Origin of the sequence: Paenibacillus tianmuensis, assembly GCF_900100345.1 — a bacterium.
In the GTDB taxonomy this organism is placed as follows: Bacteria; Bacillota; Bacilli; order Paenibacillales; family NBRC-103111; genus Paenibacillus_G; species Paenibacillus_G tianmuensis.
On record NZ_FMTT01000023.1, the window covers coordinates 47,546 to 70,144 of the forward strand.

At 50.6% G+C, this 22,599-nt stretch carries 23 protein-coding genes; 8 read left to right on the forward strand and 15 right to left on the reverse strand.

The window, feature by feature from the left end; translation table 11 throughout:
• Positions 1–80: 80 nt before the first annotated feature.
• The 3 genes from BLO51_RS15900 to BLO51_RS15910 form a co-directional block, all read right to left on the reverse strand.
• Positions 81–1,142 carry a copper amine oxidase N-terminal domain-containing protein gene (locus tag BLO51_RS15900; RefSeq protein WP_090673445.1) on the reverse strand — a complete coding sequence of 354 codons (1,062 nt, stop codon included), beginning with the start codon at positions 1,140–1,142 and terminating at the stop codon, positions 81–83.
• Positions 1,143–1,341: 199 nt separating this feature from the next.
• Entirely contained in the window at positions 1,342–1,803 is a 462-nt protein-coding gene (locus BLO51_RS15905) for a GNAT family N-acetyltransferase (RefSeq protein ID WP_090673446.1), read from the reverse strand.
• 514 nt (positions 1,804–2,317) lie between these two features.
• Complete coding sequence (locus tag BLO51_RS15910; protein WP_167670230.1) at positions 2,318–3,130, reverse strand: GntR family transcriptional regulator; 813 nt, start codon at positions 3,128–3,130, stop codon at positions 2,318–2,320.
• A gap of 141 nt (positions 3,131–3,271) precedes the next feature.
• Here BLO51_RS15910 and deoC point away from each other — a divergent pair, with 141 nt between their 5' ends.
• From deoC to cdaS, 4 genes are all read left to right on the forward strand, one after another.
• A complete protein-coding gene (deoC, locus tag BLO51_RS15915) occupies positions 3,272–3,997 on the forward strand; it encodes a deoxyribose-phosphate aldolase (RefSeq protein WP_090673450.1) in 726 nt (241 codons plus the stop codon).
• A gap of 482 nt (positions 3,998–4,479) precedes the next feature.
• A complete protein-coding gene (locus BLO51_RS15920) occupies positions 4,480–4,668 on the forward strand; it encodes a YqaE/Pmp3 family membrane protein (protein ID WP_090673451.1) in 189 nt (62 codons plus the stop codon).
• Between the two features lie 137 nt (positions 4,669–4,805).
• A complete protein-coding gene (locus tag BLO51_RS15925) occupies positions 4,806–5,552 on the forward strand; it encodes a MerR family transcriptional regulator (RefSeq protein ID WP_090673455.1) in 747 nt (248 codons plus the stop codon).
• 125 nt (positions 5,553–5,677) lie between these two features.
• Positions 5,678–6,307, forward strand: a complete 630-nt coding sequence (gene cdaS / locus BLO51_RS15930; protein WP_090673457.1) for a sporulation-specific diadenylate cyclase CdaS — start codon at positions 5,678–5,680, stop codon at positions 6,305–6,307.
• On the opposite strand, the gene BLO51_RS15935 is transcribed toward cdaS, so the two are convergent.
• From BLO51_RS15935 to BLO51_RS30845, 10 genes are all read right to left on the reverse strand, one after another.
• Positions 6,304–6,801, reverse strand: coding sequence for a DinB family protein (locus tag BLO51_RS15935; RefSeq protein WP_090673459.1), 498 nt, complete (start codon positions 6,799–6,801; stop codon positions 6,304–6,306). The genes cdaS and BLO51_RS15935 overlap by 4 nt on opposite strands.
• Before the next feature lie 147 nt (positions 6,802–6,948).
• Complete coding sequence (locus BLO51_RS15940; RefSeq protein ID WP_090673461.1) at positions 6,949–7,404, reverse strand: 2-thiouracil desulfurase family protein; 456 nt, start codon at positions 7,402–7,404, stop codon at positions 6,949–6,951.
• Between the two features lie 126 nt (positions 7,405–7,530).
• A complete protein-coding gene (locus BLO51_RS15945; RefSeq protein WP_090673463.1) occupies positions 7,531–7,923 on the reverse strand; it encodes a hypothetical protein in 393 nt (130 codons plus the stop codon).
• A 261-nt stretch (positions 7,924–8,184) separates the two neighbouring features.
• Entirely contained in the window at positions 8,185–9,159 is a 975-nt protein-coding gene (locus tag BLO51_RS15950; RefSeq protein ID WP_090673466.1) for an aldo/keto reductase, read from the reverse strand.
• An 86-nt stretch (positions 9,160–9,245) separates the two neighbouring features.
• The gene (locus BLO51_RS15955) at positions 9,246–9,995 is read right to left on the reverse strand and encodes an arylamine N-acetyltransferase family protein (protein WP_167670231.1); all 750 of its coding nucleotides are present in this window, start codon (positions 9,993–9,995) and stop codon (positions 9,246–9,248) included.
• 190 nt (positions 9,996–10,185) lie between these two features.
• Positions 10,186–11,244: a hypothetical protein gene (locus BLO51_RS15960; RefSeq protein ID WP_090673470.1), complete on the reverse strand. Its 1,059-nt coding sequence runs from the start codon at positions 11,242–11,244 to the stop codon at positions 10,186–10,188.
• 57 nt (positions 11,245–11,301) lie between these two features.
• Positions 11,302–12,288, reverse strand: coding sequence for an ABC transporter ATP-binding protein (locus BLO51_RS15965; protein WP_090673472.1), 987 nt, complete (start codon positions 12,286–12,288; stop codon positions 11,302–11,304).
• A 25-nt stretch (positions 12,289–12,313) separates the two neighbouring features.
• Positions 12,314–13,420, reverse strand: a complete 1,107-nt coding sequence (locus BLO51_RS15970) for a glycosyltransferase family protein (protein ID WP_090673474.1) — start codon at positions 13,418–13,420, stop codon at positions 12,314–12,316.
• 21 nt (positions 13,421–13,441) lie between these two features.
• Positions 13,442–14,812: a hypothetical protein gene (locus BLO51_RS15975; protein ID WP_090673476.1), complete on the reverse strand. Its 1,371-nt coding sequence runs from the start codon at positions 14,810–14,812 to the stop codon at positions 13,442–13,444.
• 2 nt (positions 14,813–14,814) lie between these two features.
• Positions 14,815–14,937: a hypothetical protein gene (locus BLO51_RS30845; protein WP_281180372.1), complete on the reverse strand. Its 123-nt coding sequence runs from the start codon at positions 14,935–14,937 to the stop codon at positions 14,815–14,817.
• A 378-nt stretch (positions 14,938–15,315) separates the two neighbouring features.
• Here BLO51_RS30845 and BLO51_RS15985 point away from each other — a divergent pair, with 378 nt between their 5' ends.
• From BLO51_RS15985 to xerS, 3 genes are all read left to right on the forward strand, one after another.
• Positions 15,316–15,756 (forward strand): PCYCGC motif-containing (lipo)protein, encoded by a 441-nt coding sequence (locus BLO51_RS15985; protein ID WP_090673509.1) that lies wholly within the window; start codon positions 15,316–15,318, stop codon positions 15,754–15,756.
• A 38-nt stretch (positions 15,757–15,794) separates the two neighbouring features.
• Positions 15,795–15,929 carry a hypothetical protein gene (locus BLO51_RS30850; protein WP_281180373.1) on the forward strand — a complete coding sequence of 45 codons (135 nt, stop codon included), beginning with the start codon at positions 15,795–15,797 and terminating at the stop codon, positions 15,927–15,929.
• Positions 15,930–16,041: 112 nt separating this feature from the next.
• A complete protein-coding gene (gene xerS / locus BLO51_RS15990) occupies positions 16,042–17,121 on the forward strand; it encodes a tyrosine recombinase XerS (RefSeq protein ID WP_090673479.1) in 1,080 nt (359 codons plus the stop codon).
• Between the two features lie 41 nt (positions 17,122–17,162).
• Here the strand turns inward: xerS and BLO51_RS15995 are convergent, their stop codons facing one another.
• Positions 17,163–18,404, reverse strand: coding sequence for a PASTA domain-containing protein (locus BLO51_RS15995; protein ID WP_090673480.1), 1,242 nt, complete (start codon positions 18,402–18,404; stop codon positions 17,163–17,165).
• Positions 18,405–18,998: 594 nt separating this feature from the next.
• The gene (locus tag BLO51_RS16000; RefSeq protein ID WP_167670232.1) at positions 18,999–21,395 is read right to left on the reverse strand and encodes a penicillin acylase family protein; all 2,397 of its coding nucleotides are present in this window, start codon (positions 21,393–21,395) and stop codon (positions 18,999–19,001) included.
• Between the two features lie 353 nt (positions 21,396–21,748).
• Between BLO51_RS16000 and BLO51_RS16005 the strand changes: the two genes are divergently transcribed.
• A complete protein-coding gene (locus BLO51_RS16005; protein ID WP_090673484.1) occupies positions 21,749–22,342 on the forward strand; it encodes a YdeI/OmpD-associated family protein in 594 nt (197 codons plus the stop codon).
• The last annotated feature ends 257 nt before the right edge of the window (positions 22,343–22,599 follow it).

Genomic DNA, 22,599 nt, shown 5'->3' on the forward strand with positions numbered 1-22,599 from the left:
AATCGGCTTCTCTGCATTCCCCCCGCTAAGCGCCCTCGACTGATGGCCAAAAAAATAGGCTCCCGGGCGGGAGCCTAAACTTAGTTTTCGACAACGATTTTAACGGCTTGGCCGATTGGCGGCAAGCTTTTGGTCAAGATCGGACCATAGAAGGCATACACTTTATCGCCTTTTTTAAGCTGATCTGCGGCAACCGGTTGATTATCCTTCGTTCCGATCACAGGTGTATCCCCTGCCACATTCAGGACTACCGTGTCATGCGATCCGTCGCTAAGCTTATTCCCTTTGATCGTAAGACGCGTTGTCCCCTCAGCCGAAGAAGTAATCTCCTCGATCTCGCCTGCCGTACCTAAAGTTTGCTGCGCGGCAGAGCTCTGTTTCACGATAATTTTTTTCGCATGGGTCATCGGCGGCATGCTCATGGCCATCGCCAGACCATGCTCCGCTTCAATGAACACGCCCAGCTGCAAATCGGCAAGCGTCAGCTTCTGGTTATTGTCGGATACGATTTCCGTTTCGCCCGAAATGTTCAGTCGGACGCCGTGCCCATAGCCGTTAAGGCCGATCTCTCCGCCTTTATCGCGATAGGTGATGCTTGTGATCGTTCCTTGCTTGGTCGTGTTCAAAACCTGTTCTTCGCTTTCTTGCTTCTTGGAATGGATAGTAATCGTACCCGTCGCGTTCACCTTCACTTGAAGCTTCATCACCTTTTCGAAATAGGACAGCGGCACATACGTTTTTTCATTCGTTAATTCCGGCGCCGCTTCGAGCGGAACAAGCATTTTGGCAAAGCTGTATTTGTCTTGTCCGATCTGAAGGGTTAGCCATTGGTTGCCTTGAACCAGTTCCAGCGACTGGGTATCCTGCTTCCAGGTCAGCTTATAGCCAAGCGCTTCGGCTGCAGCGCGAATCGGTACCATAATTTGATTTTTAGCGCCTACGTATATTGGGTTCTCTTCGGGAGAGAATCCTTTTCCATCGATCACGAGAACAAACTTAAGACCGCCGTAGGAATCCTGCGGAGCAGGAGCGGAAATCGGCAGCGGTTTTACCGTCGCAGACTCGCCTGGAGCAGCGGACACGACGTTGGTTGCCAGCAGCGCGCCGGCCAGGACAGTCCCGAGTACTTTGAATGGTTTCATGATGTCACATACCTCCTGTTATAACCTTATGTAAGAGAACAAACCTTTGAGCTAAGGCTCCATATTTGCTGTTCTCAATCTCCTAAACGCGATGTCCGGATAAAATGTTGCACGGCAGGGAGTTCCAAGCAAAAAAATGCCTGCTCTCGAAACCGAGGGCAAGCGTCTTGATGTTGTTCTTCGGATGTTCATGGGATTGTCAAAGAAGCTTTTTCTCCATACATATACTGCTGGGGCAATCCACATATTCTCCAAAAGGATCGATATCGATAAATCCGAATTTCTTGTACAACGCTATCGATTCGGGCTGCATAGGCCCGGTTTCGAGGAATAAGGATCTAAATCCTGCCCGCGCCGCTTCCTGCTCCAAAAATGACAAGATACTTGACGCAATTCCTTTATTTCTGAACGAAGGATCTACAAAAATCCGTTTCAATTCGGCAGCCTGTGCGTCTAGAGGACGGTAAGCCCCGCAGCCGGCAGCCACACCGTTACAACAAGCGAGGACGAATACCATCTCGTTAACCTTGGCCCCTTCCAAATCAACGCCAAACACTTCGTCCGCAGGGTACAACGAATATAAATAATCGTCCAGTTTCGCAATCAATGCGATCAAATGCTCATTGTTCGGCTCCACGACTTGTATTGTGAACGTTTCCATTCTCTGCTCCCTCTGTATAAAATCTAGTTCCGATTACACAGAATCCACTTTATTCCGACAACCATCATATCTTGATTTGTTACATAACATTACATAAAATAGATCACGTCTATCCGCTGAGGTTTGGACACATGTTGCATCTCGATAAATACACGATTTGCTTCAATGATAAACTCTCCTAAAGGATCGCTGAATAAATGTGAGAACTCTCCAAGTCTGGAGAGTTCTTTTTTTACTACATCAGAAAGTAAAGGTTTTCACTTTATACTTTGGCTGATTCCGCTACGGTAAACGCGCTCGTCCAAAGGACCGCGTAAGCCGTTTATCCTTGTGAGTGTACATAATACCATCGGTAGCCTGTTTGTTGAACGTTTAGCTTCCAATGCTTACCACTAACTTACCGGCAAATCGTTTGTAGAGCTGCTTCATGAACTTAGAATCAGTTATGCATTCCATGAAGCAAGACAGTGTTAACCGACGGAACAGAGGGGATGGGATAATCCAGCCATTGCTATTACTCGATATGATACCGAACAGCACCTTTGAAGTCTACCGAATCTTGATTGGAAGTCAACTTGGCTTGGAATATACACCGGTCACCGCGGGCGAAGGATTCCGTATATTCAAATGGAATACAGGACTTGGTAAAAGCAATACGCTTCACATGGAAGGCAGGACTGCCTGCAGCGGTTTGAAGCAGTTTGGCGGTTTCCTTGGACAAACTGACACACTCGTAGGTTTCGGTAGCGTGTCCCATCTGGACATGGTATTCATCGCGTAGCAGACGGTACAGCGATTGAGAGGTGAAATCGACTGTTTCCAAAGATGGAAACTTGGTCATGGGAAGATACGTATGTTCAAGAAGAATCGGTTCTCCATTTGCTTTTCGTATCCGGCTTAGACGTAAAACTTGCTCATCATAAGGCAGATTCAGCATATTGCCGATGGTTAAACCTGCGGAAAATATGATGCTCTCGAGTACAATGGATTCCGGAACAGCCTGTAAAACTAGCATGTCTTCCGTAAAATTATACAGATGGTCTAACGTTCGGTGTAACTTCGGTGAAGCGACGGTGGAGCCGCGACCTCTCCGGCGAACAATAAGTCCTTGTTCCGAGAGCTGATCCATGGCAAGTCTGATGGTGGTACGGCTTACTTGCAGCCATTTACAAAGTTGGCTCTCGGAGGGAAGCGGATCACCAGCCTTCAACGATCCGCTTTGAATGGCCTGTTTCATCGTTTCAAGCAATTGGGAATAAAGTGGCGTGTCAGATTCCGTATCATTCATTTTAAAATTCAAGAGCCATGCGGGGAGTTGATGATTCATAGCATTACCTGCTTCCGGTTGTAATAATGGATCGTCTTTACTTGTATGATACTTTACAAACATTAAAGGAGCAAGTCACGGTTGAACTTAAATCAAACGTATGATACATTTGATACATAACATATATTAGGAGGAACTACAATGACCACTGTTCAAGATATTGCTAAGATGATTGACCATTCCCTCTTAAAGCCGGAACTCACAGAACAAGAGGTACGTGAAGGTTGCAGAATCGCAAAACAATACGATGTCGCGTCCGTATGTGTAAAGCCTTGCGATGTGAAAATTGCCCAGGAGGAACTTCAAGGTACCAATGTCCTTGTCACGACAGTTATTGGGTTTCCACACGGGTCGAATTTGACCCAGATCAAAGTACTTGAAGCAGAAGAAGCGATTCGTGACGGAGCAGTTGAGCTCGATATGGTTCTGAACATAGGAAGACTGTTATCCCGCAGGTTTGATTATGTAGAACAAGATATCCGAGCAGTGGTGGAGATTGCCCATAATCATCAAGTAGCCGTCAAGGTGATTCTTGAGAATTGCTATCTAACGGATGAACTGAAAGAGATTGCTTCTCGTTTGTGCGAAAACGCCGGAGCGGATTTTATCAAAACTTCAACCGGTTACGGTTCGGGTGGAGCAACGATTCCAGACCTTGAATTGATGCGCCGCGTCACCGGACCACGTGTACAGATAAAAGCCGCTGGAGGTGTACGCACATTGGACAATGCACTCGCGATAAGGGCAGTCGGCGCATCCCGATTCGGTGCGACCGCAACCATTGCTATTTTGGAGGGAGCCAAAAAGCGAGTAGTGAACGGAGGAGTTCTACAGGCTGACAAGAACGCTCTAGGTAAGGGATATTAATAACTTTGGCTTAAAGCTGACGTCTGCTCGTAGTTCCACAGCATTGCTTGTTATGCGTCGAATCGCCATATCTCTATGTTTTGCTCCAACAAAAAGCAGACCAAAACTGGAATAAAACAGGCCTGGTCTGCTTTTTGTTATCAACTTTCCATCAAATCACTGAACTCTCGTTCCCTATAGTTCATCCCGAACGATCTCATCCAGCCCAAGGCTTACGAATAAAATCATTGTACGCTTCCTTTGAGTTCCTGATAAGCAACGCTCACCTGACGAGGTATGTCAACATGTGACAAATAGTTTTTACCTTTCTTCCACTTACTTTGCGGGTGGTGACAGCTTCGCTGGTACTGCCCCTTCATACGCCATGGAAGGGATGCGGGAGCGGTTTTCCTCCCATGCAATAATTGCACGATCGCTTCCCAGAAACTTTTCAAACCTAATCTCGTATAACAGAATAACGAACCTAAAAGGAGGTTTTTCGGATGTATCTTCTAGCTATACTGCTCCCTCCTGTAGCCGTTCTATTTTGCGGAAAACCGATACAGGCCCTTCTCAACTTTATTCTGACGCTCTTCTTCTGGCTGCCGGGCGTCATTCACGCTTGTCTGGTCGTTCACGAACGCAAGCAGGATCAACGGATGGAAAGAATGTCCCGGAACTCGTACAGGTAATTGGGTATGGGAAGCGGGTCACCGCAAAAAAACACTTCTCTCATCGGAAGTGTTTTTTGTTTTTAAGGGTTGTATTTTGTTGTTGACTCTAACGTTACTTTATACTCTATAGTGATGCTTGAAAGGAGGTCTCGACGATTCCGGTGAAAGTGAAAGAGGTTGCGGATTTAGTCGGCATCAGTGTGCGCACGCTTCATCATTACGATGCGATTGGATTATTGACCCCGGATGGGACTACGGAAGCCGGGTATCGCTTGTACTCTGACGATAATCTTGAAATGCTGCAGCAGATTTTATTTTTCAGAGAACTTGACTTCCCTTTAACGAAAATCAAAGAAATGATACACAGTCCTTCCTTTAACCGTCTGGAAGCGCTGGAGCTGCACCGGAACATGCTGTTCGAAAAACGCAGCAGGCTCGATAACATGATAGCGACGATCGATAAAACGATGCGACACGCGAAAGGAGAAATTCAAATGACGACGAAAGAAAAATTTGAAGGCTTTGACTTCAGCCGAAATCCTTATGAGCAAGAAGCCCACGAACGCTGGGGCAATGAAGCGGTCGATAAGGCCAACGCCAAGGTCGGCTCCATGTCGAAAAACGAACAGGAAGCGATGGGCAAAACGATGAATGGGATCTACGCCCAGCTGGCCGAACTTCGCGGCGGCTCGCCGGATTCCGCGGAGGCACAGGCGGCCATCAAAGAATGGTACGAGCTATTGAACCAAATGGGTCCTTACTCGCTCGAAGCCTTCAAAGGCTTGGGTCAAATGTATATGGATGACGAGCGCTTCACCCAAAGCATCGACCGCTTCGGCGACGGATTGGCGAAATTTATGCGCGATGCGATGGCCGTTTATGCGGATACGAACCGGAAATAGTACGATGGGCAGTCCCACAAGTCATTCCCGGATGACTTCGGGGCTGCCCTTTTTCGTTGTTGGAGCCTCGAATAATCGCTTTTTGGATCGGTTAAGCTAAACTATGGAAAGGATGGGATTCGCAGATGGAGCATTTGGAATGTGACGTTTCCCCTTTAAAAAAGGAGCTCAAGGAACAATTAACGGACATCCTACACAGCATCGGAAAGGTCGTTTCCAGCCTGGACGAGGTCAATACGTGCCTGCTTAACGAGATCGAGCATATTTCCAAGCGGTTCTCCAAGACAGGGGCGCTTGCATCGACCTATTATTTGAACTGTTTTCTGTCGCCCTATACGAGCAAGTATAGAGAGATTTCCCGTTCGGTGAACCACCTGGGTCTCAAACGCCAAGGCGCTCTCATTGTCATCCAGCGGGAGGATAGCATCGATTCCTGGATCACCCCGGGCATCCTCCTGTCCGCGGAAATTACCAGTTCCTTGCTAGAGTCCATCTTCGTTCCGGGCAGCCCGCTGCATGACGGGGCCGTATTTATACGCTCCGATCAGATCGTCTCGGCCGCCAACATCCTCCCTCTGACCGAACGAACCTTCCCCAATCAAAAGCTGGGAACCCGTCACCGCGCCGCCATCGGGCTGTCGGAGCGGACCGATGCGTTAATCATTGTCGTATCCGAGGAAACCGGGAAAACCTCCTTTTGTCTGAACGGCCATCTTTATCCTTTCTCGATCCCCTCGGGATTCGTTATCCCTTAGCACAGCGCTTTCAGCTCTTTAATTTGCTCGATATGTCGTTCCTCATGCAAATACAATAATTCAACCCATTGATCTAAGGGCAAGTCGCCAAAAACAGGATGATTTACTGATATTGCCTTCAAAATGGATTTGTCGTCTATCTTACTAAGAACATCCATCAATTTATTTCTTGATTCGCTTAATAGTTGAACGATTTGCAAAACTTGAAAAGCTTCGGAGCTTGGTTCCGAAATCTTGGGGGCTTGAATCTTATTAGACCGATCTGACACAAAGTGAACCGGTATGTGTTCTGAACCGGTTGGATTCTTTTGTTCAAGCCCAAACACAATTGCTTTTGCGAACAACTTTTCTGTAATAAACAAATGATGACAAACCTGAGCTATACTCCATTTACTCATCTCAAACCGACGATTGAATTCATCAAAACTTAGAGAAGAAACCTCATTTAGCAACTGCTCTCTGGTTGTAAATAATGTCTCTTCAAATTTATCCATACGATATCTCCTTTCGTTTCCAAATATCCACATTTATTATAACAAATTCCTTGCCTCTCTCAAGCAAAAAATAAACCATCATCTTGAAGCGATAAATGCCTTGCACGAAAAAAACCGGACCCTTAAAGGATTCCGGTTCTCATATGATCAAAGAAAATCAGCAAGTCTCTCTTCTGAAACGACTTGAATTCCGTTTCTTCTAAGTAGAGCAGTTGTTACTCCATTTCCAACAATTTTCTTACCTTTAAATTCACCGTTATAAATCATCGAACTTCCACAAGAGGGGCTAAACTCCTTAAGAATAACTACTGTTGCGTCGACCTCTTGAGCTTTTCTTAGAGTAGCATAAGCTCCCTTTACATACAGTTCTGTAACGTCTCTCCCCGATTTCTCGACAACTTTAGCCTTACCATCAAGGACATCTTCCCCACTACCACCAACGATCTCAGCTGGTTCTCTTGGAGTTGAAAATCCCCCGAGCAATTCTGGACATACAGTTATCGCTTGGTTATCTTCTAACAATTGGCGTATCTTGTTATCCAAACAATGCGTACCATTATATCTTACCTCTAGCCCTGCTAAACAAGAGCTCACTAATATCATTTATACCACCTCAATCTAATTGTACCATATTTCTTGGAGAGAATTTGCCTTGGCAATTAGAGCAAAAAACTCGAGTCCCTTCGTGTACAGGAAATCGAGTTTTTAATTGTGTCCAAGACCTAAAACTTATTCCAATGATTTTTTTATTAATTTGAATCGCTCGTTGATCATTTCATGGGGATTAATATGCTTTACTCCAGCAGCCTTCGCTGCAAAACTGGCGAAATTTAACCCTGCGCCAAATATTTGTAACGCTCCGTCGGCGAGGTTTCCTTTTTTTAATTCTTCGATGCCGTCTTTAATAAAATTGTTACTTTCGTCCAGATGGCAATCAGCTATATATTTATTTCCTTCGTGAAATAATTTAAGATTTTCCAATACTTGATTTGCTGTTTCTTCTGAAATGCCCGCATCGATTTCCATAAGCATTTCGTTTATAGGTTTTACTAATCTTCCATACAAGCTATCATATTCTTCACAGTAAGATGCTATTTTTTCCCGTAATTCTTTTGCATTCATTGTTTTCGCTCCTTTAATTATATTTTTTCATCTGCTTTTTCACAACTCCAAATCCTAACATATTTAGCATGACATCTTTTATATACTTTGTAAATAATAATATATTATAAATATAAAAAAATAGGGCGGCCGCCAACATATCCTTGAAAAACATGCGTACGTTTTTCGCGTTTTGTTGGCGGTACCCCTATTTCCGGTGATGGTTTCTACAGTGCGCACCCTTCGTTTGACGATACCGAGCGTTTTCGCAGAACGCTGTGCTTACGGCATGGTGCGGCCCCGTGAGGCAACGTAGAGCGTGTACCACTCTTCCCTCGTAAGCGTGATCCGCTCCGCTTCGCCGCAAGCCTGGATGCGATCGGGACGCACAGTGCCGATCACCGGCTGGATCTTCGCGGGATGACGCAGCAGAAACGCGAGCACAATCGCTTCGGGCGATACGTCCTTCTGCTCAGCCATACGGCTGACCAAGGCTGCGGTGGCCCGGACGGATTCCGGCTGCCCCGACAAGTCGCCGCCTGTGAACAGACCCCGCGCGAGCGGGCTCCATGCCTGGATCTGGATATGTTCCATCTGGCAAAATTCCATCGTCCCTTCCGGGAACGAGACGCCGGTGCCCTGCGGCTGGTTTAAATGCACGCCTGCATCCAGCCAGTCCAGCTTGAGCAGACTCATTTCCAGCTGATTCGCGATGAGCGGCTGCCGGATCGCGGACTGCAGGAAGCGGATTTGCGCCGCGCTCATGTTCGAGACGCCGAACGCTCTCACTTTCCCCGCTTCGTGCAGTCGCTGGAACGCTTCCGCCACTTCTTCCGGTTCCATCAGCGGATCGGGCCGGTGCAGCAGCAAAATATCCAGCGTCTCGATGCCGAGCCGGCTTAAAATCCCGTCGACACTCGCTTCAATATGCTCCTTCGAGAAATCGTACCGCCCCGGAACCCCCTCTTCCTCGAAGCGGATGCCGCATTTGGATTGAATGATGATCCGCTCCCGCAGATCGGGACGCTCCTTCAACACTTGACCGAACACTTGCTCGGCCTTGCCCTTGGTGTAAATGTTCGCGTGATCGAACATATTGATGCCTGCGGAGAGCGCCGCCTCGACCGCTTCATGCGCCTGCTTGACGTGTTCCGCCGTGTACGGCTCCCGGTCCCAGCTTCCGCCAAGCCCCATGCAGCCGAGCACAATCCGGCTGGCGGGAAATCCGTGTTTATGTAATGGAATGGGTTTGTTCATTGATAAGTACGCTCCTCTGCCTTGTTCTCGCAAGTCTGTCGTTATTATATGTCATGCTCGTGAACCGCTGCAATGGTGCGCCGGACTTAGGGAGCGAGAAACCGCTCCAAGATGTCGTCGATGCGGCCGGCTTCGATCGTCTCTTTGGCTTTAGTCGGGCCGTCGACTACGGTCAAGGAATGATCGAACAGCGTCATCCGGCCTGCCTCCGTCACTTTCATCAAAAAATAAACTTTGTTGAACGGCGATTCCGGGGCGTATTGCGTCTCGTTGCACACCTCGGCAAAATCCTCGAGCTGCTTCGGTTCCAGATCAAACCTGTACAGGATGGTCCAGTCCCGCTCCTCCTTCTTTTCCAAAATATATCCGTTCCGCAGCTCAGGATACGCTCTGATCCGATAGAAACCGTCCGCGTCCTGAATCTCCTCCCCGGTTATGGGCACCGGACGGCGCGGGGAGTTGCCGCCAAAGCCGACGTCAACCAAATATAGACGCCCCTCCAAACGAACGAGATTGGTGGCATGCGAGCCTTCCGTCCCCCATTGGCTTTCCCCCCGATAGACGGTTGCGGCAATCATATGGGTCTCGAACCCAATCCGGCGCAGCAGCTCGCAGAACAATCCGTTTAACTCGTAGCAGACGCCTCCCCTGCGCTGGTTTACCAGTTTATCGAAGAGGTCGCCGGTCCGAAGCGCGATCGGAATGCCGCGCAGAATATCTAAATTTTCAAAAGGAACCCGGGTCACATGCCGCTTTTGCAGCAGCGTCAAGCCTTCCAAGGTCTGTTGAACAGGCTCTGCTACTTCGATGCGCTGCAAGTAAAGACGCGTATCCATGTTCATTTTCCCCCATTTCTTATTTTTGGAATCCATGCTGCGGCGCCGAGGCACACGCAGGCAGTATCGTGTCGCAGATCGTTTCGATCTAGTATATGTCGAAGCGGCGATCGGTTCAACCACAATAATGCGGCTCCAAACCGCGGTGCATGAAAAAACAGCCGCCCGCAAGCAGCTGTTTTCCTTCTGGCTATGTTCCTACCGGCTGTCCCGATTCCACGCGCTTTAACAGCCGCTCCAGCAGTGCCGGCTCTCTTTCCTTAAACGCCTCCAGCTTGGCGGGCATCTTCGCGAAAATCCGCTCATCGCCCTTCGTTTCCGCGATAGCCAGCTGATCGCGCAGCAGCTTCGCCTTGTTCGCGAGCTCTTCAAACGACTGATGCAGTTCCTCGTCCTGTTCGATGATGCCGTGCCGCGTGAAGTACCGGATTCGGTCCGCCATCACCTTTTTGTGCTCCCAGAGCAAATGCAGATGCCTTACGCCGTTGGGCGACACCAACGAAGGATGCCGCTCCGCTGCGGCTCTGAAGTACATTTGGAGATACTCGTATGTCGCCAGACCGAACACTTCGCCATCCGGGTTATAATTGATCCGGTTCAAATGAGTCTCGCTGTTCAAATAATCACGCAACTGATCCGCGACCGCCACCGGATCAAACGCAAAGGGATGCTCCCCGTTGAACCGGTAAAAAAACGTATGGTGATCCGCCGTAAGCCCGCTTTCGATAAGCCGCCTCATCGATTCGCAGGCGCTTATGAATTCCTCGAACGGAATTTTGAGGGTCCGGTACACCAGATTGCCATCGAACATCGAGACGTCGAACGTTCGTTCCTTTAGATCGTATCCGGAGAGCATCAGATGATGGGGAAAGGCGTCGCCCCCATAGGCGGGGCCGATCGTAATTTTCGATTCGTCGATGAAGACGATCGCATAATAGCCTTGGCGAATGCGCCCGACCATAAACTCGACAAGCTCATCCGGCCGAAAACCGGACAGCAGTTCATAATTGACCGCGCAGGTCAAAAGAAACGGATTGTTGAAATTCAGCTCGTTCGGCTTGCCCCGGAAAAAATCGAAAAAAAACTGCTGCCGTTTCTCCAGAAAGTGCTTCGTGCACGACATTTGGATGAAATTGGTATAGTACCAAGGCAGCGTCTCCTCGTAATTGTGCGTAATCGATAACGTATACGCCCAACGCAAGAAGCCTTTGATCGGCGGCGGCTGCAGCGGCAATTGATACCGACTCATAACATAAACTCCCCCCTTGCCCTCCTCAAGTAGATGCGGTTGTTTTCGCTTGCGGGGTTATCCGGTGGCTGCTTCTTTGCCGTACAGCTTGGCAATGCTCTCTTCAAGCGGGAGGTCCGCCACCGTGAAATCGACGACCGGAAACCGGTCAAGCAGCATCCGGGATACCGGCTTCAACTGCTCCTTCGGCAGCTCGATTACCGCGTGATACGAGTCGCGCTTCGTGACGCAGCCGAGCGATCTCAGACTTTCTTCCGGCACCGGCTCAGAAAACTGAACGTTCAGCACCTTGACTTCGTTGAACAGCTCGTTGATTTTCTTGAAATCGCCGTCGTACAAGATACGGCCTTCGTTAATGACAATCGTACGCTTGCAGACGTCCTCGATATCCTTCATATAATGGCTGGTCAAAATCAAGGTTGCCTTGAATTGCTCGTTGTAATAGGTCAGAAACTCCCGGATCTTCTTCTGCGAGATCAGATCGAGGCCGATCGTCGGCTCGTCCAGAAACAATAATTTGGGACTGTGGATGAGCGCCGCGATCAGCTCCATCTTCATCCGTTCGCCAAGCGACAGCCGCCGGACCTGCACGTGCAGCAAATGCTTCACATCCAGCATCTCCGACAGCTCGGCAAGCATCCGCTCGTAGGCGTCATCCGGAATCTGGTAAATGCATTTGTTCAGGTAGATCGACTCGATGGCGGGCAAATCGACCCACAGCTGATTTTTTTGCCCCATAACGAGCGAGAAGATGCGCTTGAATTCGTTTTTGCGCTCCCAAGGCGTATGCCCGAATACCGAGGCTTCCCCGCTGGTCGGATGAAGAATCCCGGAAAGCATCTTCAGCGTCGTCGTCTTCCCGGCGCCGTTCGGCCCGATGAAGCCGACGCATTCCCCGGAAGCGATCTCGAACGAAATGGACTTGACCGCCTCCTTCGTCAACGTTTTGCGGGAAAACAAATTTTTCAAGGAATGCCGGAGCCCCGCTTCCTTCGTATAATAATCGTAGGCTTTGTGCAGTCCGCTCACCCAGATCCGTTCCATGGCGTCCTCCTGATCGTATAATGGGTTAGACGTAACGCTCGTTTGGAGCCGTATCCCATTCCCTTCCGTAGTGGCAGGCTGTGCTGCGCTGCTTTCGCAGCCGTTCGTGGCAGGACTGCAAAGACGCGGCCGGAAATCCGGCCTCCTCCCAATCGTCATAGTCGATGCCGAATCCGCACCGCTTCCAAAAGGCGGCATTGCTTTCCTCGTGATTTCCGAACGGCTCCAGCAGCAGCAGCGGCGTGGCGTACACCAGCGAATCGTTCAAGGTAGCGCCTCCCGGCTTGCTGATAATCGCCCGGCTTAAGCGAACGAGCTCCAAATAGGATGCGTAGTCCGGCAGCCTGCGCCGCTCGATCGTCCCCTGCCGCCTCACGAGCTCCAGCATCGGGGGATAGGTGTATGCTCCCCCCGTATCCCTGATCCACGGACTCCACTCGGAATCCACCATAAAATAGCGGGTTTCCCCGTCGTCCTCCTGCACTTCGCTCTCGTCATACGCAATGATATCCAGCCGGCAGCCGCCGCGCCGCAGCCGCTCGATTTTGTCCCGATAGGTGCCGATCCCCCAGCCGCCGCCATGAATAAGAAATCGGTCGTTCCGTTCCTCAAAGGACGCGGCATCGGCGTCCGGCGGCGCGATCCAAAAACCGGGGCTTCCGAGCCCGGGATCGTAAAACTGCACATTGCGATACGCTTGGTAGGAAGACTTATAAACCTTATACGAAGGGGTGTCGCAAGCATCCATATGAATCCATTCGATATGGACGGGAAAGCCTGCAACCTCCTTGTAGGCTTCCAAAATAGGCAGCCAAAACCCCGTAAATGCGATAAACGTCGCGCAGCCCGTTTGCTGCCAATGCGCGTGCAGCCCGCGGACCGCCGAATCATCGAGATTCGGACTGATGTCCTTGGCCATCCGATGCCCGGTCAAGGCGACGGAAAAATTGTTGTGAAACGCTTTTTTATACCCATTGATTTTGCTGCGGATCTCCTCGAGATAGAGCGTTTCAAGCACCCGCACTTCCGCCCGGATATGTTGGCGCGCAAGGGTTTCCCGAAGATGTATCGCAGGAATATAGGCGCCAAGCGAATTACCTGAGGCCAACAGCGTGATTGCGTCCTTGGTCATGGACAGCCCCCTGTCCTTCCGTTAATGGAATACTGTCACCGAGAGGTCATGCAGCACTTGCTTCAGCCGCTCCAACGCCACTTCCCGGGTCTCCTCCGTCTGTCCGATCACCGACACGTACAACCGGCCTTTCGGCTTCGCCGAAGACCGCCCGCCCGGGCCACCATTTACGGTTAGCGTACCGGAGGATAGCGGCATGATGCCGCTTGACCGCAGCGGGGTAAACAACAGCTGCTCATCCTCCAGCGCTTGAAGCAGCCGATCGAAGCGGAAGCCATCCGGCAGAGCGACGGACAGATAGGTAAGCCAGCCCTTGAGACTCCAGCCTGCAAGCAGCCGGTCCAGATGCGCATTGATGAGCCCCATCGACATCCGGGCGTTCACCTCGACGATGGGGACAAGCTCTCCGCCCTCCAGCACCATCGAGTCGAAGCAAACGTATCCGAAATAGCCGTCGAGATGCAGTTCGCGCAGCGCCACCTCAAGCATCCGGAAGTACCCTTTTTGTTCGAGGGAGTTCACAAAGGCGGCTTCCGCCGTGACGGAGCCGCCATAATTTTGCTGGCGGTTTATCATGCGCTGCACCGAAATCAGCTCTCGGGAGCCGTCCGACTCAAGCAGCCATTGACTGGAGAAGTCGGCTGCTTTGGGCAACAGCGGTTCGAGCAAAAAGAGCGTCTGGGAGCCGGCTTCTTCTTGCTTCCGCAAGTACGAAACGATCCGTTTCAGCAGCGACGGGCTTTCGATCAGCAAATTGCCTTTGCCCGATACGCCGAACAGGTCCTTGATCAGAAAAGCGCCTTTAAGCAGCAGCTCGGTGCCGTATTGCTCCACTTCCTCCGCACTCATAGCCGGCGTACCGTAAGCGTGCAGTCCCGTATCCTCCAGCAGCCGATGGTGATACAGCTTGGAGTTCACGCGCTTCACTACAGCCAAATCCGGAAGAGGGTTGGCGAAAACTACCTTTCCCGCATACTCTTGCGCCTCTTCGGTTACCGCGTACGGAGCAAGCACATACGGCTTGTCCGCATTGAAGCTGGGGATTCCGTCTTGGGGAGCGAGCTTAAAGATACACGACGCGAAATCCTGCGAGCGCAGCGCTTCTTCGGCTTCCGGCGAAGTCAAGTCCACGACGCTGTGGTGGTGAAACGAAACGCCCAGCCTGGCGAAATAATCCAGCAGCACTTCGTCGATCCCGCAGCGACTATACAATATATCGTTAGGTCCGCACAGCGGAAAAAGCAGTTCATCCATACAAAGAACGATCCGGTCCCTTTCCGGGTCGGGAATTCGGGGCAGCATCGACAGCAAAGGATCTCTCCAACGCGTTTCCGGGTCAAATGTGCCCATGACCGTTTTGCGCACAGCGACGGCAGATTTACTCGACAGCATGATTAAGTGCCCATGGAACGAAGACGAAAATCGTTGTTCAAATCCGTTTCGAGCGTAAGCCTTTCCCGCAGCGGCGGGTTGTCCTCCTTAATTTGGCGCAAAATTTGGACGATCGTAGTAAACACATCAATTCCCTCCTCTTGGCATATAAGGTACTTTAGGCTCATTCCTTTTCATTATGGCATATCGGTACGGTGATGACGAGGGATAAATTTCCACTATTATGGGATACAATCCATTTCATTTTCAGGTTGAGAAGGGAATGATTTGCGCGAAGGATGTTGCAAGTAAAGGACGCATAGGCCGAAAGACCTTCTTGATCTTCGTCTATCCTCCCAACGGTGACGGTGATCGTGCCCGAATCAGGGCGAGCCAGGGCAAAGCTGCTTTTGTCATGGTATACACGGGTATGGTATAATTTGATCGAATAAAGCGAATGAGACGAGGTGAATCCATTGTTTCGACATGCAACTGTAGTTCTGGCTTCAACCGCCCTTCTGCTGATGCTGAGCGCTTGCGGCGGTTCCAAGGCGGCGGAGGAGTCTCATGCCCCGCATCAGACGCCAAGCGGCGATCTGCAAGAGAAGACGGCTTCGCTGACCACGCTGCCCTCTTTCTTGGACAAGCAGCCGGAGCAGATGAAGAAAGCGTATTTGGTCGCGGCCCAGACGAAGGATCTGCTGCGCAATATCCCCTGTTATTGTGGCTGCGGCGAGAGCGCAGGGCATCAAAGCAACATGAACTGCTTCATTAAAGAAACCGCCTCCGACGGTTCGGTCGTGTGGGACGATCACGCCACCCGCTGCGGCGTATGTCTGGAAATTGCCGTCAAATCGGCGCAGTGGCAGCAGCAGGGCCAATCAGCCAAAGACATCCGCGAGCAGATCGACAAGCAGTATCAAAAAGGCTTCGCCAAACCGACTCCGACTCCCCTGCCCTCCTAAATTGCACGCAAGTTTAGAAAAACGCCGTCTGCTTGAACTTGAAATTCAAGCAGACGGCGTTTTTTGCATCGGTGTTTGCCGGGAAGAAAAAACATCCCGCTAAATTGACAGACCTGTTCCTGCTCTCCATAATAAATGAAGAACCCGGAAAGGTTCAGGATATTTCCCGATAAGTTTACATAATTATTATTATGTAAACAAAATATGAAGGGTTGACTATTCCTTCGACAATTTCATTACATAACATTTATTATGTAAACTATTATGCATATGGAGGCGGTTCGCATGAATATTATCAAAATCAAAGACCGCAGCGAGCTGGAGAAAAAATTGCCCTCCATGCCATGGTATGTAGAGAAATTCATCAATTACAAGCTGCCCGACCTCTCCCCTTCTTCGCTGCTCGAATATGTGCGGGACTACGATACTTTCTTATCATGGCTGCTTGCGGAAGGCTTGTCGTCCGCGCCAACGGTAAAGGACGTGCCGCTCATCGACCTGGAACGGCTGCATATGGACAGCATCGACAATTTCAAAATGTTCCTTGCCACGCGCAAAGAAAATTCGAACGGCAAGACGACGATCGCCCGCAAGCTGTCCTCGCTGCGGTCGCTGTTCCATTACTTGAGCCAAATTGCCGAGGACGAGGACTTTTATCCGCTGCTGAAGCGCAACGTAATGGCCAAAGTCGAGATCAAGCGCACGCACAAGCCGAAGGATACCGCGGCCAAGCTGGAGGGGAAGCTGCTGCAGGAGTCAGAAATTGCGGAATTTATCGAGTACGTACAAACCGGCTATCCGGTCAATGTCGCCAAAAACAAGCAAGCGTTATATTCCTACGAGCTCAACAAGGTTCGCGACGTCTGCATCATCAGCCTTATTCTTAATTCAGGCCTCCGCGTATCCGAGGTTTTTAATCTCAATGTCGAAGACATCGACTTGAAGAAAAGGCTGACGTATGTATACCGTAAAGGTAAAAACGACGATACCTTCAAGACGCCGGTTTATTTCCGGCAGGAAGCCGTCGATTCCTTGTCCGCGTATTTGGAGCAACGCCAGCTGAGATACAAAGCGCCCAAACGGGAAAAAGCCCTCTTCCTTGCCGTCGCCAACGGCAAAAAAGAAGGCGAACGCATGACCAAGCGCGCCATTCAAGAGATGGTGATCAAATACGCCAAACGGTTCGGCAAGCCTTACTTGTCCGTGCATAAGCTGCGCCACTCGTTCGCGACCGACTATTATCTGCGCAACGATTTGTACAAAACACAGGAACAATTGGGGCACGCGTCGCCGGAAACGACGCAAATCTACGCCCACCTGACCGATAAAACGATGGCGGAGGCGATCGATAAGCCTTCGGAATAACGCCTATAAGCCGGTCCCCGTCTCGCTCGGGGCCGGCTTGTTTATGGCTGCTTTCCTTTGCTTACCCAATATTTGATCTCGGTGCCTTTGGTGACCTGCGTATGGGCAGCCGGCTCCTGCTTGAATACCGTGCCTTCCTCGCGTTCGTTGGCCACTATATCGAATCCGTAACGCAGTCCGGCCGCTATGGCCTGCTTGCCAGCCGTATCGTTCTGCAGACCGATCAAATTAGGCACGATCACGATTTTGTCTTCCGCTTTTTTCTGATTTGGGTCACTTACAACTTCAGGCCCGGCCGGCTTGTCATAGGTATGATGCGACGGCTGCACGGGAGCGTAATGCTCGGTTTGGGCCGGCGAGACGCCTTTGCCTGAAGGCTCCTCTCGATCCTTCCCCAACCATACAAAAGCTGCGGCCCCTCCCAAGCAGGCAATAGCCGTTCCGACCAGAAGCTTACGGCCTGCCCGCCCCAAGCTTCTCCTTGGCGGTGCCTCCTCCTCTTCGGCCGGATCTTCCTCTTCATACGCTCTCTCCGGTTCTGTCTTTTCCTGGACTTGTCTCTCCCGCACCGGCTTGGACACCTCCTGCCTGACGGCCGTGTCCTGCCGCAAGCTCTGCAGCACGAGCATAAACGAAGCCAGAGTCTCCTGATCGTTCCACACCCGGCGCAGCGTGGCAATCAGCAGCTCCTGTTCTACGCTCGGAATCGCCACAAGCGCCTCGCGAAGCCGGTGCTCTATCGTATCGAACGAAACCGGGATCGATTCGGAACGGGTCAGGATCTGGTACAGCAGACAGCCGAGACCTTGAGCGCCGCGCTGCGCGTGTGTTCCTTTTTCCCAATAATTAATGATCTTGAGCTGACCGTCATCGTTGAGCCACAGGTTCGCCGCATGTACAGAACAGCCGGATATCCCTTCCTCAAGCGCGTCCATCAGGCCTTTGCCAAGCTCGAGCACTTTGGAGACCGCTTCCTCCGGGGTAAAACGATGCCCCTTCAGCTCTTGGATAAACGGCTTGCCGTCGAACGTCTTCAGCACGGCAAAAATATAATTCGGCTCCATCCCTACATCAAGAATATGTAAAAAACGATTGTCGCTAAGCGGCGCAACCTCCCGCAGTTTGCGGATATACGCCTCTTTGGCGGCTTCGTCCGTGCTTTCCACGACGAAAAAAACGACGTCTCTTCGTAAAGGCAAATCTTTCCCATTGTATAGCATTCCGCTTAACATCGGAAGAATCGGCTCGGTAAGCACGTAACGTTGATTGATGGATTTCTCCATGGAAACCTCCTCCTTCAAACGTCATCATTATAGTATTCGACAGCCGAAAGATTTTTTCGAGGCGTTTTTGTGACAAAGAGCATAAACGTGTCGAAACTTATTATAAATGTTATTAAATATTAATGACATTTATAATCAATCGGATTAATTGTAAGTGTCGCCCGCCCTGCATTCTCCAACTGCACTAGCGCCGGGATACCAAGCGTCTGAATCGTATGCAGATCAATCCTCTTCTCATTCTTCCGCCGTGACGACAAGCATGGCCTCAGCCCCCCACGGTTTTTAAATTTCCTGCTATTATACCATATTTGATCAGCAACTTGCTTGCACCATTAAAGTTTACATAATATTTATTATGTAAACTAAATCCACCCGAGAGTTGATGTCATTAAAAAAGCGGCTGCAACCCAGTATTTCAACCGGAACGCGAAGCAGTACTAGAGGAAAGCGGCTCGTGTCACCTCTTCCCTTGTCAACGTCAATAGAAAAAAGCATCCCCAACCACAATCGCGGTTAGAAATGCTCCTCATTAGCCTCGAAAGCCCGTAAACGACGGGAGTGTAAACTCCCCGCGTTCATCCGGTTCCGTCCCCTCTAGCGCGGACGGAGGACAAGCGTTCCTTTCGTATGAGCCGTGACATCCGCCTCATCGAAATACATCGTTTTGTAGCGCCCGTCGAGCCACATGGAGGTTTGATCCGCATAATGCGCGCTGCCGAGCTGACCGGAGGCTCCCATGATCATGATTTCCTCCGATGCTTTTAAATTGGAAAGATCGGCCGTGAAGCGCCACGGAGCCCCGGCAACCACCTTATAGGGCCACTGCTTTCGCGAAAAAGAGGCGGCGCCAACGGTAACGCTGCTTCCTCCGTACGGGTGCGGACCGTCATTAAACATCAAATTAAGCGGTTTTATGGCTCCGAGCGGATGCTCGAACGTCACCGTATGCATCGCCCCCCATAGCCATTTTTCCTCCCTGTCGCCAAACTTCTGCTCCAACAGGCGAAGAGCCTCCTCGAAGCCGTCGAGCAGCGCCTGCTCCACCGTGCCGCCGGTGCCGTCCAGCCAATTCTTGTTTTTGCCCGTGAACAGTTCGTTTACCGAGATAAGGCTCAATCCGGTTGTCAGGAAATCGGCATAGAGTGCCGGTCCAAGCTGCGGCTCAAACAGCTTCTGTATCGTCTTGTCCAGCGTCACATGGAATATAGACGGACCGACCAGATCGGGGGCGTCGACCGGATGATCCCGCATCCATTCCTCCAACGTGCGCAGCGCCTGTTGCTGAGCTGCGTTCCAGGAGCCGCGTTTCAAAATGGGCAGCCAGATATCCCGATATTGGACTGCCTGCAAATTTTTCCAATCCCCTTGCATGCGCTGCATGTCTTGGAGCGTCAACTGCGCTTTCTCCCGCAGCATCTCCCGGATCCGGTCGGCGCGGTACGATTCCGACCAGTTATAGGTGATAAAGTACGGGTACTTGTCATCGACCACACGGTTGTTGGCGGTAGCAATATAACCTTCCGGAGGATTCCAAGCGTGCGGCAGCTCCTCCCATGGAATATACGACTTCCACTCGTATTCGTCGGTCCAGCCGGGCACCGGCTGCATGCCGTTCCCCTTGCTGCGGATCGGAATCCGTCCGTTCGCCCGCCAGCCAATGTTCCCCTGATCGTCCGCATAGACAATGTTCTGGGCGGGCGCGGTAAATTGACGCATCGCTTGTTCAAACTCGTCGCGGTTTTTGGCTTTGTTCATCATGAGCCAAGCGGTGATTTCGTTGCCGGTTCCGGTGTCATAGGCGGTCCATCGGAGAGCCAAAGGCTGGTCGGACTGTTCCGACAAACCGATCTCCTTGACGATGTCCGTAATAATGGGACCGTGCCGGGTAATTACCGTCTCGCCCCGAACGGGCTCGGCCCATCCCTTGACGCGAAACGTTTCCTCAATGACGATGGCGTCCTCGTAACGGCCTGCATATTCGAACTGGTGCTTATTATTGGGGTTCGGCTTCTCCATATACAGGTCCTGCACGTCAGGGTTCAAATTGGTAAAGCCCCAGGCGATATGCTCGTTATGTCCGGCTACGACACCGGGCAGTCCTGGGAAGATCACGCCGGTTACGCTGTACTGCCCGGAGACGCTCAGGTGGTTTTGGTAGAAAATCGAAGGCGCGCCCAACTGCAGATGCATATCGTTGGCGAGCAGCGGCTTGCCGGTTGCGCTCTTGCTTCCTGCCACGACCCAATTGTTGCTGCCGAGCCCTTCGCCGGGAATGCCGTATCGGCGCGACGCGTGCATCAGGTCGGCAAGCTTCCGCGCATCCCCGTCCTTCAGCGAGACGGTCCCCTCTTCCACCAGCTTGACCCCCGGGACGAGCGATTGCGTTTTGTCGATACCGAGCTTCTTCAAGGATGAAGCCATGAACAGCTCGGTGATCGCGTTATCGCCCAGATACCATGCCATGTTCTTGCCGATGGCGATCGAATCCTTGATCTGCCATGGCTCGAAAGCAGCGCCGGTCAGCGTATACTCGATCGGCAGCGGACCCGTTTCCCGAAAGGCATTGACACCGTCCGCATAGGCCTGCAGCGCTTCCTTGGTCCGTTCATCCAGCTTCGCAACCAGTTGATCAGCCATTCGCTTGAAACCGATCGTACGGTTAAACCGATCTTGCGGCAGCAAGGCTTCGCCGAACACTTCGGCCAGCGTTCCGCTGACGGAACGACGCGCCAGCTCCATTTGCCAGAGGCGGTCCTGAGCATGGACATACCCTTGCGCAAACATTAAATCGCGCTCGTTCGAAGCGTAAATGTGCGGAATCCCATAATCGTCCCGCACGATGGATACCGGCTTGGATACGCCCAAGATCAGTTCGCCGTCGGTCTTTGCGAGCGAATGGCGGACAAACCAATAGCTGCCTCCGCTTGCGATGACCCCTAACGCCAAAACACCGGATAAAGAGAACAGCAATATTTTTTTAGCTTTGGACAAGGTAACCTCCCCCTTTAATGATGAATGATCAGTCCTCCAAATAGGCCGACATAAATACTATATATTCCCATTAGATGTGTATATTTCCTCCTTCCTCTGTGCATTTTCTTTTTTTCTTGCATCGCAAAACGCAACCCGAACATAAATACTTTGCCAACCCTCCGTTCATACTAAATTTCAAACGCTGGAAAAAAGAAGACGATTGGTATGATTTCGCTGCCTTGATAGCAAGGAGTACGAAAACACAATGTCGAATAAAAGAATATGTTGGTCTCCTCATGCCTGTTTTCTATCAAAGACACGAATGTTCTTGACTGCCAGCTGATCGAAAAATTGAAGAGGAGTATTTCCTGATGACAAATCGTAGAATGAATCCTAAGGTTGATGGATTTTTAAGAAAAGCTAAAAAATGGAAAGAAGAGTATGAGAAGTTGAGACAGTTCGTTCTTGACTGTGAGCTGACCGAAGAATTTAAGTGGATGCATCCTTGTTACACGTTTGAGGAAAAGAACATCGTTTTAATACATGGCTTTAAAGAATATTGTGCGCTTCTGTTTCACAAAGGCGCCTTGTTACAGGATGCCCATGGGATTCTAGTCCAACAAACGGAGAATGTACAGTCGGCGCGCCAGATTCGGTTCACCCATGTTCAAGAAATAGTTGAAATGGAAACCATCTTGAAAGCCTATATTCATGAAGCCATTGAAGTTGAAAAAGCCGGTTTGGAAGTGACTTTTAAAAAGAATACAGAATTCATCATTCCTGAAGAACTTCAAAATAAATTCGATGAAATCCCTGCCTTGAAAACTGCTTTTGAAGCATTGACGCCGGGACGGCAAAGAGCATACCTTCTTTATTTTTCTCAACCTAAACAATCCAAAACTAGAGAGTCAAGGGTTGAAAAATATATGGAGCAAATTCTCAATGGAAAGGGATTAAATGATTAATATAGAAAGGCCATCGGCTCCATGACGGGAATCCCGTTATCAGCTATGCGGCAATCTCATCAAGGTGCGTCGTTTTCGCGCACGCAAAAAAGCCGGGGATTAATCGTCCGTTAAGGACAGAGCCCCGGCTCCTCTTCCGCTTTGCCTTGCATGAATTCTCCCAATCCATCCCCGTCTATAGCGCTTATCGTCTACTTCAGCCACGTCGGCTTTCGCCGCTGCGGTCCGAGTTGCTCGAACGCATAGGCAAGCCGAAT

What these genes read in the sequence shown, in the direction of transcription:
- BLO51_RS15900 (WP_090673445.1), bottom strand. Translation starts at nt 1,142, where the DNA reads ATGAAACCATTCAAAGTACTCGGGACTGTCCTGGCCGGCGCGCTGCTG.
- BLO51_RS15905 (WP_090673446.1), bottom strand. Translation starts at nt 1,803, where the DNA reads ATGGAAACGTTCACAATACAAGTCGTGGAGCCGAACAATGAGCATTTG.
- BLO51_RS15910 (WP_167670230.1), bottom strand. Translation starts at nt 3,130, where the DNA reads ATGAATCATCAACTCCCCGCATGGCTCTTGAATTTTAAAATGAATGAT.
- deoC (WP_090673450.1), top strand. Translation starts at nt 3,272, where the DNA reads ATGACCACTGTTCAAGATATTGCTAAGATGATTGACCATTCCCTCTTA.
- BLO51_RS15920 (WP_090673451.1), top strand. Translation starts at nt 4,480, where the DNA reads ATGTATCTTCTAGCTATACTGCTCCCTCCTGTAGCCGTTCTATTTTGC.
- cdaS (WP_090673457.1), top strand. Translation starts at nt 5,678, where the DNA reads ATGGAGCATTTGGAATGTGACGTTTCCCCTTTAAAAAAGGAGCTCAAG.
- BLO51_RS15935 (WP_090673459.1), bottom strand. Translation starts at nt 6,801, where the DNA reads ATGGATAAATTTGAAGAGACATTATTTACAACCAGAGAGCAGTTGCTA.
- BLO51_RS15940 (WP_090673461.1), bottom strand. Translation starts at nt 7,404, where the DNA reads ATGATATTAGTGAGCTCTTGTTTAGCAGGGCTAGAGGTAAGATATAAT.
- BLO51_RS15945 (WP_090673463.1), bottom strand. Translation starts at nt 7,923, where the DNA reads ATGAATGCAAAAGAATTACGGGAAAAAATAGCATCTTACTGTGAAGAA.
- BLO51_RS15950 (WP_090673466.1), bottom strand. Translation starts at nt 9,159, where the DNA reads ATGAACAAACCCATTCCATTACATAAACACGGATTTCCCGCCAGCCGG.
- BLO51_RS15955 (WP_167670231.1), bottom strand. Translation starts at nt 9,995, where the DNA reads ATGGATACGCGTCTTTACTTGCAGCGCATCGAAGTAGCAGAGCCTGTT.
- BLO51_RS15960 (WP_090673470.1), bottom strand. Translation starts at nt 11,244, where the DNA reads ATGAGTCGGTATCAATTGCCGCTGCAGCCGCCGCCGATCAAAGGCTTC.
- BLO51_RS15965 (WP_090673472.1), bottom strand. Translation starts at nt 12,288, where the DNA reads ATGGAACGGATCTGGGTGAGCGGACTGCACAAAGCCTACGATTATTAT.
- BLO51_RS15970 (WP_090673474.1), bottom strand. Translation starts at nt 13,420, where the DNA reads ATGACCAAGGACGCAATCACGCTGTTGGCCTCAGGTAATTCGCTTGGC.
- BLO51_RS15975 (WP_090673476.1), bottom strand. Translation starts at nt 14,812, where the DNA reads ATGCTGTCGAGTAAATCTGCCGTCGCTGTGCGCAAAACGGTCATGGGC.
- BLO51_RS15985 (WP_090673509.1), top strand. Translation starts at nt 15,316, where the DNA reads ATGCTGAGCGCTTGCGGCGGTTCCAAGGCGGCGGAGGAGTCTCATGCC.
- xerS (WP_090673479.1), top strand. Translation starts at nt 16,042, where the DNA reads ATGAATATTATCAAAATCAAAGACCGCAGCGAGCTGGAGAAAAAATTG.
- BLO51_RS15995 (WP_090673480.1), bottom strand. Translation starts at nt 18,404, where the DNA reads ATGGAGAAATCCATCAATCAACGTTACGTGCTTACCGAGCCGATTCTT.
- BLO51_RS16005 (WP_090673484.1), top strand. Translation starts at nt 21,749, where the DNA reads ATGACAAATCGTAGAATGAATCCTAAGGTTGATGGATTTTTAAGAAAA.